Below are 13,094 nucleotides of genomic sequence, written 5' to 3'. Positions count from 1 at the left end.
GCTTACTACAACCCGAGTGTCATCTTATGGGAGTGGGGAGATGGGGGATATCAAGACGAACCGGCGCGTGTTGCGCCACGGCGCCTTGTGCATGGCGATCGGCCTCGGCCTTGCCGTTTCCGGCGCGGCCTTCGCTGCGAACACCGACGGTTCGATCGTCGGCCGGACCAAGGCGGGCGCCGTCGTTACGGTGCGCGATCCCGGCACCGGCCTGACCCGCACGGTCACGGCCGACGCGGACGGCAACTTCCGCTTTCCATTCCTGCCGGTGGGCCGCTATCGGCTCGACAGCAGCGTGGACGGCAAGCCGGTGAGCACCACGACGGAGGTGAACGTCAGCCTCGGCAACGCCACCACGGTGAATCTGGTGGAGCGTGGCGACACCGGCACCACTCAGCTCGAGGGCGTGCAGGTGAGCGCCCCGGTGGTGATCAACGCGGTGGACGTCAGCTCCACGGAAATCGCGACGAACGTCAGCCGCGAGGAGATCCGCCGGTTGCCCGTGGACCAGAACGTGCAGGCCGTGGCGCTGCTGGCGCCGGGCGTGAACAAGGGCAACGCGGGGTTCGGCGGCATCTCCTTCGGCGGCTCGTCCGTGGCCGAGAACTCGTTCTACGTGAACGGCCTCAACGTGACCGACTTCTACAACCGCAACGGTTTCTCCGAAGCACCGTTTGCCTTCTACCAGGAATTCCAGGTGAAGACCGGCGGATACTCGGTGGAGTTCGGCCGCACCACCGGTGGCGTGGTCAACGCCGTCACCCGTTCGGGTACCAACGAGTTCAAGGCCGGCGCGGAGATGACCTTCGAGCCCAGCGCCTGGCAGGCCACCACGAAGAACCGCTACTGGGACGGCGAACGTTACATCACCTCGTCCGAGGACCATTACTCGCGCACGAAGATGAACGTGTACGCGTCCGGTCCGATCGTGAAGGACAAGCTCTTCTTCTTCGCCATGTACGAAGCGCGCGGGTACACGCCGCAGAACACGGACAACCAGGGCACGATCCTCACCCAGAACGACACGGATTCGGGTTTCTGGGGCACGAAGATCGACTGGCACATCAACGACAAGAACCTGCTGGAGTTCATGGCGTTTTCGGACAAGGACAAGAACGAGGCCTCTGTCTATCCGTACGACTACGCCACGCACACGAAGGGGCAGAAGAGCGACGTCATCACCAGCGATACCGGCGGCAGGAACTGGAACGGCACGTTCACCAGCTACCTTGTCGACAACCTGTCGATGAAGCTGATGTATGGCCGCAACGAGCGCGAGGCCTATACGCGTGGCCTTGCCGACGCCGAGTGCAATCCTGTGCGCATCGACGACAACTCCGACGCCCCGGATGTGCCGCTGGGTTGCAGCTCCAGCACCATGGTGGAAAAACGCAACGACACTCGCAAGCAAGGCCGCGCGGATTTCGAGTGGACGCTCGGCGACCACCTCGTGCGCTTCGGCTACGACCACGAGGTGGATACCTCGGAATACGACCGGCATTATCCCGGCCCCGGTGAGTATTACTACAACATCCGGCACGCGGCCGCGGGTTCGACCATCGAGAACGACGGCGTCATTCCGCCCGGTTACGACATGTACGTGCGCCAGCGGCGCTACAACATCGGGGGCACGTTCGAAACTTCGAACAACGCCTATTACGTCGAGGACAACTGGAACATCACGCCGGACTTCCTGCTGAATGTCGGTCTGCGCAGCGACTCCTTCGACAACAAGACGGCCGAGGGCAAGAGCTACATCAAGGTGGACAACATGATCGCGCCGCGGCTCGGGTTCTCCTGGGACCTGAACGGCGACGGCAGGACGAAGATCTTCGGCAACCTGGGCCGCTACTACCTGCCGGTCGCCAACGTGATCAACATCAAGCAGGCTGGCGGCCTGCTGGACGAGCGCACCTTCTATACCTTCGAGGGCTACCAGTACCTGGAGCGCAACGGGTCGCAATACGCGGTGCCCATCCTGGGCCAGCAGATCGGGGCGGTGGACACCTCGCAGGGCAACGGCACCGTGGGCGATCTGCGGGCCGAAGTGGACAAGCACATGGATCCCGTCTACCAGGACGAGGCCATCCTCGGCTTCCAGCAGATGATCGACGACAAGTGGTCGTGGGGCGTCAGCGGCACCTACCGCAAGCTGCACGATGCCATCGACGACATGGAGATCAGCGCCACGCCGCAGTGCGGCGGCGACGGCTACATCGGTTACGTCATGGGCAACCCCGGCCGCAACGTCACGGTGTACGGCGACACCAACTGCGACGGGACACCCGACGGTTACATCACCATCGACACCGCCAAACAAGGCTGGGCGCTCTACGACGCCTCGGGCAACTACCTCGGCCAGCGCGGCTGGAAGAAGCCGCGCCGCACCTTCGGGTCGCTGGAATTCCAGGTGGACCGCGCGTGGGACGAGAAGTGGATGTTCAACGCCTCGTACGTGCTCTCGTGGAGCCGCGGCAACGCGGAAGGCCCGGTCAACTCGGATACGAACTTCGACGATACCGGCCGCACGGAGAACTTCGACGATCCGTGGGTGAACCTGTCGGGCGGTTACCTGCCCAACGATCACCGCCACCAGTTCAAACTGCGCGGCACCTATGCGATCAACAGCCAGTGGCAGGTGGGTGCGGACGTGACCGCGCTCTCGGGCAGCCCCATCACCGCCTATGGCGTGGGCAACCCGTTCGACAAGACCTCGTACCACAGCTATTTCATCTGCGTGGAGAACTGCGCCGATCCGGTGTCCGAGAACCGCGTATACGTCGAATCGTCGCGCGGCGCGAAGCGCACGCCGTGGACCTTCAACCTCAATGCCAGCATCACCTACCTGCTGCCCCTGGACGAGAAGAACAATCTGCGCGTGAAGTTCGCTATTTACAACCTGCTTAACCAGCAGCGCACCACCGGCGTGGACCAGGACCTGCAGACATCCATCGGCAGCTACAGCAACACCTACCTGCAACCGATCCGCTTCCAGCCGCCGCGTTTCGGGCAGTTGACCGTGTCCATCGATTTCTGATGAGGAAGCACGCGTTGGCCGCGGTCCTGCTCTTCTGCGCCACGGCGCAGGGGCAGGACCATCTCCTCACCCTCGACACGCATGTGGATATCCCGCTGTCGTACATGCAGGATCCGAAGTTCGATGCGGGCAAGGACGGGCCACTCAAGGTCGACCTTCCCAAGATGCGCCGCGGCGGGCTCGATGCGGCCTTCTTCGTGATCTACGTGGAACAGGCGGCGCTGACGCCCGCGGGATATGCGAAGGCAGTGGCGCAGGCGGCGCGGAAGTACGACGCCATCGACCTGATGCTGAAGCGTTACCCGGACCAGATCCGGTTGGCCCTCACGCCAGACGACGTGACGGCGAACAAGGCGGCGGGCCGCCTTTCCGCGATGATCGGCATCGAGAACAGCTATTCCCTCGGGCACGACCTCAAGCGTCTGGATGCCGCTTATGCGCGAGGTGCCCGCTACGTGGGTCTGGCGCACGTTGGCAACAACGATCTCTGCGGTAGCTCGCTACCCAGTAAGGATCTGGGCGACAAGCCGGACAGCAACCTCGGCCTGAGCGAGTTCGGCCGGCAGGTGGTCCGCCGGGCGAACGCACTGGGCATGATGGTGGATGTATCGCACGCGTCGGACGCGTGCGTGCGCGACGTGCTGGCGCTGTCCACGGCCCCGATCATCGCCTCTCACTCGTCGGCGCGGGCCGTCACCGACCACCCGCGCAATCTGCCGGACGACCTGTTGCGGGCTATCGCGGCGAAGGGCGGCGTGATCCAGGCCGTGGCGTACAAGGAGTTCCTGAAGAAGGACCAGGCACGCGAAGCCGCTGAGAAAGCATTGCAGGTGCGCGTCGCGCGAGACGCGGGCGACAAGGCGTACGACAGCGAGAAACACGATTATCTTCCGGCCTACGTCGAGGGCATGAAGGCCATCCAGCGCGAGCATCCCCTCGCAACGCTGGACGACTTCCTCGACCATATACAGCACATGGTGAAAGTGGCCGGCGTCGATCACGTCGGCATCGCTTCCGACTTCGACGGTGGCGGCGAGATCACCGGATGGATGGACGCGTCCGAGACGCGCAACGTCACGGCCGGTCTGAAAGGCCGCGGGTTCTCCGACGCCGACATTGCCAAGATCTGGGGCGGCAACCTGCTGCGCGTATGGGCCGCCGACGAGGCTGCGGCCACAGCGTCGCTCGACTCGCTGGTGGACGAGGCCATCGCGCGTTACGACATCCCCGGTATCGCGGTGGGTGTGATCGCGGACGGAAAGGTGGCGTATACGCGAACGGCCGGCGAGCTGGCGGCAGGGTCGGGGCGCAAGGTCGACAGCCGCACGCTGTTCAAGATCGCCTCGAACAGCAAGGCCATGACGACGGCGCTGCTCGCGCGCCTCGTCGCCGAGGGAAAGTTGCACTGGGACGATCCGGTCACGCGCTACCTGCCGGACTTCCGCATGAACGATCCGTGGGTCACGCGGGAGATGCAGGTGCGCGATCTCCTGATACACAACAGTGGCTTGCGCGAAGGTGCGGGCGATCTGATGCTCTGGCCCGAACCGAACCGCTTCACGCGCAAGGACATCCTGGCGGGGCTCGCTTACCTGAAACCGGCGCACAGCTTCCGCTCGCGCTATGCGTACGACAACCTCCTGTACGTGGTGGCGGGCGAGGTGGCTGCCGCGGCCGGCGGAGCGCCCTACGAAACACTGCTCCGCCGCGAGGTCTTCGTGCCACTGGGCCTCGGCCGTTGCCAGATCGGCACATGGTCGCGCGACGGCGTGGGCAACGTGGCCCAGCCGCATCGTCATGGCGATCGGGGCAATGTCGTGACAAATGCCGACCCCGCGACGATTCCGGATATCACATCCGCGGCGGCCGGTGGCGTACGCTGCGACCTCGACGACATGTTGCGCTGGGTGTCCAACTGGCTCGCGCCGGATGCGTCCCAAGTCGCGTGGCTGGATGCGAAGCAGCGCGAGCCGTTGTGGTCGATCCAGAACCCGATGCCGGTCGGGCAGCGCCGCAAGGCGTGGAACGATACGCACCTTTACGGATACGGCTATGGCTGGCGCCTCGCGGACGTGGACGGCCACTGGAGCGTGACGCATACCGGGACCTTGTCGGGCATGTATTCCACGGTGAGCCTCCTTCCGGAGGCACGGAGCGGCTTCGTCATCATGATGAACGGTGGCGGCGAGGACGCGCGCGACACGCTCGCCGAAGCGATCCTGAAGCGGTTCACGACGCCCGGAGAGAAGCACACCGTGGGCGAATATGCCGATCGCATCGCGGCGGAAGCGGCGGCCCCCGGCGCCTCTCGGGCACCGGATACCTCCTCGCGCACCACCGCATCGGCGACCGAGGCGAAAGGCTTCCTCGGCGTATGGCGCGATCCATGGTTCGGCGAGGTGAGCATCTGTCCCGCAAAGGGCGGTGTCGCTTTCAAGGCGGCGCGTTCTCCGGCGATGAGCGGTAAGCTGGAACGCGTGGGGGGCCGTTACCTTGTCCAATGGAACGACGAGCGCATGGACGCCGAGCCCTGGCTCGACATGGACGCCCCGGACCGTCTCCGTCTGAGCAAGGTCGATCCCGATGCCGATTTCAGCAACGACTATGAAGATCTGGATTTCGCTCGCGTTCGTGCTTGTCCTTGATGCCGCCGCGGCCGATGCACCGCCGCGTATTTCGCCGGCCCGCACGCCCGCACAGGCGGGTCTGACCGACATCCGCACACTCGTGCCTGATATCGCCGAATCCATCCACTATGCCGGGAGCGACAATTTCACCGGCGCGCCGGTGGACGGCTATCGGGCCCCGAAGTGCTTCCTGCGCACGGCGGCCGCCGAAGCCCTGGCCCGGGTGGAGCATGGCCTGCGCAGCGAGGGTTACAGGCTGAAGATCTGGGATTGTTACCGGCCGGCGCGGGCCGTCGCGAACTTCGTGCGCTGGGCCGGCGATCTCGCGGACACGCGAACGAAGGCCGCGCACTATCCGAACCTGGGGAAAGATAAACTGCTGGGTGAATACATCGCGCCCGTGTCCGGTCACAGCCGCGGGGCGACCGTCGATCTGACGCTCATGCGTTGCGACGACAAGGGCTGTACGGCGCTCGACATGGGTACGGCGTTCGATTTCTTCGATCCTCGCGCCCACACCGACTTTCCGGGGATCGACGCGACCCAACGTGCGAATCGCCAGCGCCTGCTGCGTGCCATGGCAAAGGAAGGGTTCGTGAATTACCCGCAGGAATGGTGGCACTACTCGCTGCCTTCCGCGGCTGCCGATACCCTTTTCGACGTGCCCGTGGAATGAGCATGCGCCGGCATAGCCGGCTCCCACAGCGAGCTTCGCCCCACGTTGCTTTATCATGGACGTTCCCCGCGACCGCACGGATCCCCCATGTCCACGTTCCGCTTCGCCCTGGCCCAGTTCGACTTCCCCGTGGGTGCCGCCGCCGCCAATGCCCGGCGGGTGCAGGCGCTGGCCGAGGAAGCGCGCGACCGCCTCGGCGCCTCGCTTATTGCCTTTCCCGAACTCACGCTGTCGGGCTATCCGCCCGAAGACCTGTTGCAGCGGCCCAGTTTCCTGGAGGCATGCGCAAAGGAGCTCGCGGCCCTGGCACCGCGCATCGAGGGCATCTCGGCGGTGGTGGGACATCCGGATACCCGCGGCGAAGTGTTCAATGCCGCGACGCTCATTCGCGAGGGCAGGGTGGAGTGGACGTATCACAAGCAGGCCCTGCCCAATTACACCGTGTTCGACGAGAAGCGCTACTTCCAGCATGGCGAGTCGACGCGTGTCTTCGTCATCGAGGGTGTTCGCGTGGGCATGCTCATCTGCGAAGACATCTGGGAAGCCGAGCCGGCTGCCCGTGCCGCGGAAGCGGGGGCCGAACTGATCCTCGTGATCAACGCCTCGCCGTACGACCGGCGACAGGCCGCCACACGCGAGGAACTGCTGCGCCGCCGCGCCACCGAGAACGGTGTGCCCATCGCGTACGTGAACCTTGTCGGGGGACAGGACGACTTGCTCTTCGACGGCCATTCCCTGCTGGTGCAAGCCAACGGCGAGATCGCCGCGCGCGCGCCGTCGTTCGAAGAGATGCTTCTCGCGGTGGAATACGACACGGCCACGCGTCGCCTCTCCGCCATCGACTGGCCCGAAGCGGATACGCGCTCGCCTGAAGCGATCATGTATGCGGGCCTGGTTCGCGGCGTACGTGACTACATCGGCAAGAACGGGTTCTCAGGCGTATTGCTGGGTCTGTCGGGCGGTATCGATTCGGCGCTGACCCTGGCCATCGCTGTCGACGCCCTGGGCAAGGACAAGGTCACGGCGGTGATGATGCCCACCGAATACACCTCCGACCTGTCCCTTCGCGAAGCGAAGGCGCAGGCCGAGCAACTCGGTGTCGAGTATCACGTGTTGCCCATCGAGGGGATCTACGGGGCGTTCACCGATGCGCTGTCGCCCGTGTTCGCGGGCACTCAGCCCGACATCACCGAGGAAAACCTGCAGTCGCGCACGCGCGGCGTGTTGCTGATGGCCATGTCGAACAAGACCGGCAAGCTGTTGCTCTCCACCGGTAACAAGAGCGAAATGGCCGTGGGCTACGCCACGCTTTACGGCGACATGTGTGGCGCCTATGCGCCGCTGAAGGACGTTTACAAGACGACCGTCTATGCGCTGTCGCGCTGGCGGGCGGCCATCGATGGCGCGATTCCCATGGCGGTGATCGATCGCCCGCCGTCCGCCGAACTGCGGCACGAACAGACCGATCAGGATTCCCTGCCGCCCTACGACGACCTCGACGCCATCCTCGAACTGTTCATCGAGGGTGAGGCCTCGGCGGAAGACATCATCGCGGCCGGTCACGACGACGCCACGGTGCGGCGTGTGATCCGCATGGTGTACGTGAACGAGTTCAAGCGCCGCCAGGCGGCCCCCGGCCCGCGGGTGACCACGAAGGCCTTCGGCCGCGAGCGGCGCTATCCCATCACCTCCGGCTGGAGGTGATGGGAGTGAACAGTGAACAGTGAACAGTGAACAGTGAACAGTGAACAGTGAACAGTGAACAGTGAACAGTGAACAGTGAACCGGAGCGGCTCTTCTTACTGTTCACAGGCCGCGCAGCGGCCGACTCACAGCCCGCAAGGCGGGCGACTCACACCCGCAAGGCGGGCGACTCACACCCGCAAGGCGGGCGACTCACAGCCCCGCAAAGCGGGGCGACTCACGCACTCAATGATGCCCCGAGAACGGAATGGCCTTGCGCCAGATCGAGGGGTGATGCGGCCACTCCGGGTCCGTGAGATACGGATGGTCCGGGTAGTTCAGGGCCAGCACCTGACGGGTCTGGTCGGCCAGCGGCTTGCGGTCGAGCGCAAGGTAGCTGCGGGTGAGGATGGCCAGCGCATCGGCCGTCTGCGGCGACTGCTGGTAATGTTCGATGACGTACTGCGCGCGATCGGCCGAGGCGATGTACGACTTCGTGCGCAGGTAATACTCCGCCACGTTGATCTCGAACTGCGCCAGCTGGTTGCGCAGGAAGATCATGCGCTGGCGGGCGTCCGTAGCGTAGGCGCTGTTCGGATAACGGCGCGTCAGCTGGCTGAAGTCGTCGAACGCCGTGAGGTTGAAGCCCTGGTCGCGGCGCGTGGAGGCGCTGTCGCTACGGGACAGGTAGCGCTCGATGAAGCCGGCCGTGCGGTCGAAATTGATCAGACCGCGCAGGTAATAGGCATAATCGGCATGCTTATGGGTCGGAAACGTCTTGATGAAGCGGTTGATCGTCGAGTACGCGTCGTCCGGCTTGTTGTCTTTGTACTGCGCGTAAGCCAGTTCGATCTGGGATTGTTCGTTGATTTCGCCCGACGGGAAACGCGCGATAAGGCGCTCGTAGGCCTTCTCGGCCGCCGCATAGTCGGAGTGCTCCAGCGACTCGTGGGCATTGGCATAGAGCCGGTCGATCGGCATCGTGTCGATCGTCTCCTTCTTGCTGCGGAACATCGAGCAGGCGCTCATCGACAAGGCGAGGACGAGCAGAATGGTGATCTTGGTTGCACGCATTGAGAGAGTTCGGATGCTTGAGCGAAAGGGCATGATAGCCGAAACCGGCCTTGGGCCGGGCGGGGCGGTATGACGACGGTCAGACACGAGGCCACCGTGCCGGTGGCGGCGGCGGGTCGGCGGTTCGACCAGTCCCTGGCGGAGATGTTCCCCGAATACTCCCGATCCCGCTTAACGGGCTGGATCAAGGAGGGCAAGGTGCTGCTGGACGGCGCCCGGGTGGCGCCGCGGCACCTCGTCCGCGGCGGGGAGCAGGTGGCCCTCGAGGCCGAGCTGGAGACGGAGGTGGATGCCCAGCCCGAAGACATCGCGCTGGACATCCGCTACGAAGACGACGACCTCATGGTGATCGACAAGCCCGTCGGGCTGGTCGTGCACCCCGGGGCGGGCAATCCGGCGGGCACGCTGCTGAACGCCCTGTTGCACCACAGCCCGGCACTGGCCGAATTGCCCCGCGGCGGCATCGTCCACCGCCTGGACAAGGACACCGCGGGCCTGATGGTCGTGGCCAAGAGCATGGCGGCCCACACGGCGCTGGTGGCCATGCTGGCCCGCCACGACGTGCACAGGCAGTACGAGGCGGTGGTCCTGGGCACGATGGTGGCCGGGGGCACCGTGGACCAGCCGATCGGCCGCCACCAGCACGACCGCCTGAAGCAGGGCGTGCGCGACGTGGAGGATGGCGGCAAGGAGGCGGTCACCCATTACCGGGTGCGCGAACGCTTCCGCGCCCACAGCGTCATCCAGTGCAACCTGGAAACCGGCCGCACTCACCAGATCCGCGTGCACATGGCCCATCTGGGGCATCCCCTGGTCGGCGACCAGCTCTACGGCAACGGCCTGCGCCTTCCGCGCGGCGCCAGCCAGGAGCTGATCGACGCCCTCCGCGGTTTCCGCCGCCAGGCGCTGCATGCGGAGAAACTGGCTTTTGAGCACCCGATCACCGGGGAGTACCTCGAATTCGACTCCCCGCGTCCGGCCGACCAGGAAGCGCTGATCGAGGCGCTGCGGGCGGACACGGCGTTGCACCCGATCGAGGACTGAGCATGGACCAGGCATGGATCGTTCCGGACTGGGAGGCTCCGGCCACCGTGGGCGCCGCGGTGTCGACGCGCCATGGTCCGGGCGTGTCGCTTCCGCCTTACGACCGCCTGAACCTGGGACTGCGCTCGGGCGATGATCCGGCGCGGGTGACGGAGAACCGCGCGGCGCTGGCGACAGGCCTGCGCCTCCCCGCCGCGCCGCTCTGGTTGCGGCAGGTGCACGGCACCGACGTCGCGGACGCGGCCTCGGTGCCAGGCTCCGACGATGAGCCGGTGGCGGATGCCGCGATCGCGCGTGGCCCTGGCCGGGTGCTGGCGATCCTCACCGCCGACTGCCTTCCGGTGCTGTTCGCCAGCGACGACGGCCAGACGATCGGTGCGGCGCACGCCGGATGGCGCGGCCTCGCGGCCGGCGTGCTGGAGAACACGGTGGCCCGGATGGGGGTGCCGCCCGATTCGCTGTTCGCCTGGTTGGGGCCGGCGATCGGCGGTCCGTCGTACGAGGTGGGCGCCGAAGTGCGCGCGGCTTTCGTCGAACGCGACCCGGCGGCGGAGGCCGCCTTCACCCCCACCCGCCCGGGCCATTGGACCTGCGACCTCTATACCCTGGCACGACGCAGGCTGGCAGCCGCGGGCGTCGAGCGGATATCGGGCGGCGGGTTCGATACCTTCCGCGACCCGCGTTTCTATTCGTACCGCCGCGAGGGCGCCGCCAGCGGGCGCTTCGCCTCGCTGATCTGGACCCGGGCAGACTAAGAGCTGAGAGTCACCGGCGACGGCACGTAGATCTCGGGTTTGACCTTGGGCGGTTCGGTGAGCGCATGCAGGAATGCGTTGCGCCAGGTGGTGATGTCGTTGCGTTCCAGGACGTCCATCATCGACTGCCAGCGCATCCGGCGTTCCTTCAGCGGCATCTCGAGCGCTCGCTTGAGCGCCTCCGACACTTCGTCGAGGTCGGACGGATTCACCAGCAGCGCCGCGTCCAGTTCCTGCGCCGCGCCTGCGAAGCGCGACAGCACCAGCACACCCGGATCCTGTGGGTCCTGGCAGGCCACGTATTCCTTGGCGACGAGGTTCATGCCGTCCCGGAGCGGCGTGACCAGACCCACTTTTGCCACGCGGAAATAGCCGGCCAGCACCTTGTGCGCGAACGACTTGTTCACGTAGCGGATGGGCACCCAGTCCGGTTCCGCGTACTGGCCATTGATATGGCCCGCGCTGCGTTCCAGCTCGCGGCGCAGCGAGCGGTATTCCGGCACGTCGGAGCGCGACGGCGGTGCGATCTGCAGGAGCGACACGCGGCCGCGCATCTCCTTGTGGTCTCGCAGCAGTCGTGCGAAGCCCTCGAAGCGCTCCGGCAGGCCCTTGGAGTAGTCCAGGCGGTCGACGCCGATGATCAGGGCGCGGTCGTCAATGGACGCCTTCAGTTTCGCGACCGCGCCGCTGTCTTCCGCGCGGTGTGCGAGTTCCACCGCCTCTGCGGTGTCGATGCTGATGGGGAATACACCGGCACGGAAGATGCGACCGTTCGCGGCGCGAATGCGGCCGCCGGTGCGCATGGCGGCGCCCAGTTCGTGCAGGAAATAATCTTCGAGGGCGCGCAGGTCTCGCTGGGTGTGCACGCCGACGAGGTCGTACGAAGCCAGCGGCTCCAGTATCTCCCGGTGGCGGGGCAGCGTGATCAGCAGGCCCGCCGCGGGCAGCGGCGTGTGCAGGAAGAAGCCGATGCGGTTTTCCACGCCCAGCTCGCGCAGCATCGCGGCGAGCGGGATCAGGTGGTAATCGTGCACCCAGACGATATCGTCCTTGCGGAGGAGTTTCGCCACGCGCTTCGCGAACGCGCGATTGACCCGCAGGTAGCCCTCCAGGTGGTCGCGGCGGTAGTCCACGAGGTCGCCGCGATAGTGGAACAGCGGCCACAGGGCGCGATTGGCGAAGCCGCTGTAGTAGTCGTCATGGTCCGCCTTGGACATGTCGATCGTGGCGTAGCTGATGTTTCCTTCCTGGACCTCGTGCAGTTCCTTGCCGGTCTCGGCGGCGATGTTGCCGCTCCATCCGAACCACAGGCCGCCCATTTCCTGCAGCGCCGCGTTCATCGCGGACGCCAGTCCACCGGTCTGCGTCTGCTTGGGCAGCGCAACGCGGTTCGATATGACGACTAGTCGACTCATTGTCTCCCTGCGGCTCCTTGCGTCAATGCGGCTTTCACGGAATCCAGCCAAGCATGGACATCGCCTGGGCTAGACAATGTGAACACGGCCGATGACGGTGTTCTTGCACCCACGCGTACCGATGCCCCGCCGCGATCGTTCACCAGCGAGAAGGCGTGTTCGTCGGTGAGGTCGTCGCCCAGGTACACCGGACTCCGTCCCCGAAAGGGCGGGGTGTCGAGGAAGGCTGCCACCGCCACGCCCTTGTCCATGCCGCGGGGCTTGAACTCGTAGACGTAGCTGCCCGGCTGAAGTTCGAAGCCGGGGAAGCGGGCGGCGATGGCGGGAGCCAGGTGCTCCAGCTCGCCGAGGTATTCGGGGTGTTCGCGGCAGTGCAGGGCGACGGACCAGCTCTTGTCTTCGACACGGACCCCCGGCATGGCCAACGCGGCGCTGTGCACTTCGTCGCGCAGGCGGGCAAGTTCCGCGGCGTCGACCGGCACCGTGACGGTTCGTCCGTCCGTCTCGCGGCGTTCGAGCCCATGCTGCCCCGCGGCGGCCCAGCGGGGGCGGCCGAAAATGTCGTCCAGGCTTGCGATGGCTCGCCCACTGACCAGGGCGAGGGCGCCATCCAGCGTTTCGTGGAGGGCATCCAGGGTGTCGAGCATGCCTTCGGGCACCACCACGCCTTCGGGGTCGTCGGCGAAGGCAAGCAGGGTGCCGTCGGCATCCAGGAACAAGGCGGTGCCAGGTGTCACGAGATGAGCGGGCGGACGCGGCAAATGGTCGCTGGTGACTGTCACG

The 13,094-nt window shown here is 65.8% G+C and carries 9 protein-coding genes; 6 read left to right on the top strand and 3 right to left on the bottom strand.

Annotated elements, in window-relative coordinates; translation table 11 throughout:
- Positions 1-40: 40 nt before the first annotated feature.
- From HBF26_RS11710 to HBF26_RS11695, 4 genes are all read left to right on the top strand, one after another.
- On the top strand, positions 41-3,037 hold the full coding sequence (locus HBF26_RS11710) for a TonB-dependent receptor (protein WP_167126304.1): 2,997 nt from the start codon (positions 41-43) through the stop codon (positions 3,035-3,037).
- Positions 3,037-5,682 (top strand): membrane dipeptidase, encoded by a 2,646-nt coding sequence (locus HBF26_RS19770; RefSeq protein ID WP_167126301.1) that lies wholly within the window; start codon positions 3,037-3,039, stop codon positions 5,680-5,682. Before HBF26_RS11710 ends, HBF26_RS19770 begins: the two co-directional genes overlap by 1 nt.
- Positions 5,642-6,340, top strand: a complete 699-nt coding sequence (locus HBF26_RS11700) for a M15 family metallopeptidase (protein WP_167126298.1) — start codon at positions 5,642-5,644, stop codon at positions 6,338-6,340. The genes HBF26_RS19770 and HBF26_RS11700 overlap by 41 nt, the downstream gene beginning before the upstream one ends.
- An 87-nt stretch (positions 6,341-6,427) precedes the next feature.
- Positions 6,428-8,044, top strand: a complete 1,617-nt coding sequence (locus tag HBF26_RS11695; protein WP_167126295.1) for an NAD+ synthase — start codon at positions 6,428-6,430, stop codon at positions 8,042-8,044.
- Between the two features lie 225 nt (positions 8,045-8,269).
- Here the strand turns inward: HBF26_RS11695 and HBF26_RS11690 are convergent, their stop codons facing one another.
- Positions 8,270-9,097 (bottom strand): outer membrane protein assembly factor BamD, encoded by an 828-nt coding sequence (locus HBF26_RS11690; RefSeq protein WP_167126292.1) that lies wholly within the window; start codon positions 9,095-9,097, stop codon positions 8,270-8,272.
- 69 nt (positions 9,098-9,166) lie between these two features.
- On the opposite strand from HBF26_RS11690, the gene rluD reads away from it, so the two are divergent.
- Both rluD and pgeF read left to right on the top strand, forming a co-directional pair.
- Positions 9,167-10,141, top strand: coding sequence for a 23S rRNA pseudouridine(1911/1915/1917) synthase RluD (gene rluD, locus HBF26_RS11685; protein ID WP_167126289.1), 975 nt, complete (start codon positions 9,167-9,169; stop codon positions 10,139-10,141).
- A gap of 2 nt (positions 10,142-10,143) precedes the next feature.
- On the top strand, positions 10,144-10,896 hold the full coding sequence (gene pgeF, locus HBF26_RS11680; RefSeq protein WP_167126286.1) for a peptidoglycan editing factor PgeF: 753 nt from the start codon (positions 10,144-10,146) through the stop codon (positions 10,894-10,896).
- Here the strand turns inward: pgeF and otsA are convergent.
- The gene (otsA, locus tag HBF26_RS11675) at positions 10,893-12,311 is read right to left on the bottom strand and encodes an alpha,alpha-trehalose-phosphate synthase (UDP-forming) (RefSeq protein WP_167126283.1); all 1,419 of its coding nucleotides are present in this window, start codon (positions 12,309-12,311) and stop codon (positions 10,893-10,895) included. The two genes, pgeF and otsA, sit on opposite strands and share 4 nt — an antisense overlap.
- Positions 12,308-13,093, bottom strand: a complete 786-nt coding sequence (gene otsB / locus HBF26_RS11670; protein WP_167126280.1) for a trehalose-phosphatase — start codon at positions 13,091-13,093, stop codon at positions 12,308-12,310. Before otsB ends, otsA begins: the two co-directional genes overlap by 4 nt.
- Position 13,094: the final 1 nt, after the last annotated feature.

It is taken from the genome of Luteibacter jiangsuensis (genome assembly GCF_011742555.1).
In the GTDB taxonomy this organism is placed as follows: Bacteria; Pseudomonadota; Gammaproteobacteria; order Xanthomonadales; family Rhodanobacteraceae; genus Luteibacter; species Luteibacter jiangsuensis.
This window is presented reverse-complemented; position numbering and strand designations above follow the sequence as displayed.

What these genes read in the sequence shown, in the direction of transcription:
- HBF26_RS11710 (WP_167126304.1), top strand. Translation starts at nt 41, where the DNA reads ATGGGGGATATCAAGACGAACCGGCGCGTGTTGCGCCACGGCGCCTTG.
- HBF26_RS19770 (WP_167126301.1), top strand. Translation starts at nt 3,037, where the DNA reads ATGAGGAAGCACGCGTTGGCCGCGGTCCTGCTCTTCTGCGCCACGGCG.
- HBF26_RS11700 (WP_167126298.1), top strand. Translation starts at nt 5,642, where the DNA reads ATGAAGATCTGGATTTCGCTCGCGTTCGTGCTTGTCCTTGATGCCGCC.
- HBF26_RS11695 (WP_167126295.1), top strand. Translation starts at nt 6,428, where the DNA reads ATGTCCACGTTCCGCTTCGCCCTGGCCCAGTTCGACTTCCCCGTGGGT.
- HBF26_RS11690 (WP_167126292.1), bottom strand. Translation starts at nt 9,097, where the DNA reads ATGCGTGCAACCAAGATCACCATTCTGCTCGTCCTCGCCTTGTCGATG.
- rluD (WP_167126289.1), top strand. Translation starts at nt 9,167, where the DNA reads ATGACGACGGTCAGACACGAGGCCACCGTGCCGGTGGCGGCGGCGGGT.
- pgeF (WP_167126286.1), top strand. Translation starts at nt 10,144, where the DNA reads ATGGACCAGGCATGGATCGTTCCGGACTGGGAGGCTCCGGCCACCGTG.
- otsA (WP_167126283.1), bottom strand. Translation starts at nt 12,311, where the DNA reads ATGAGTCGACTAGTCGTCATATCGAACCGCGTTGCGCTGCCCAAGCAG.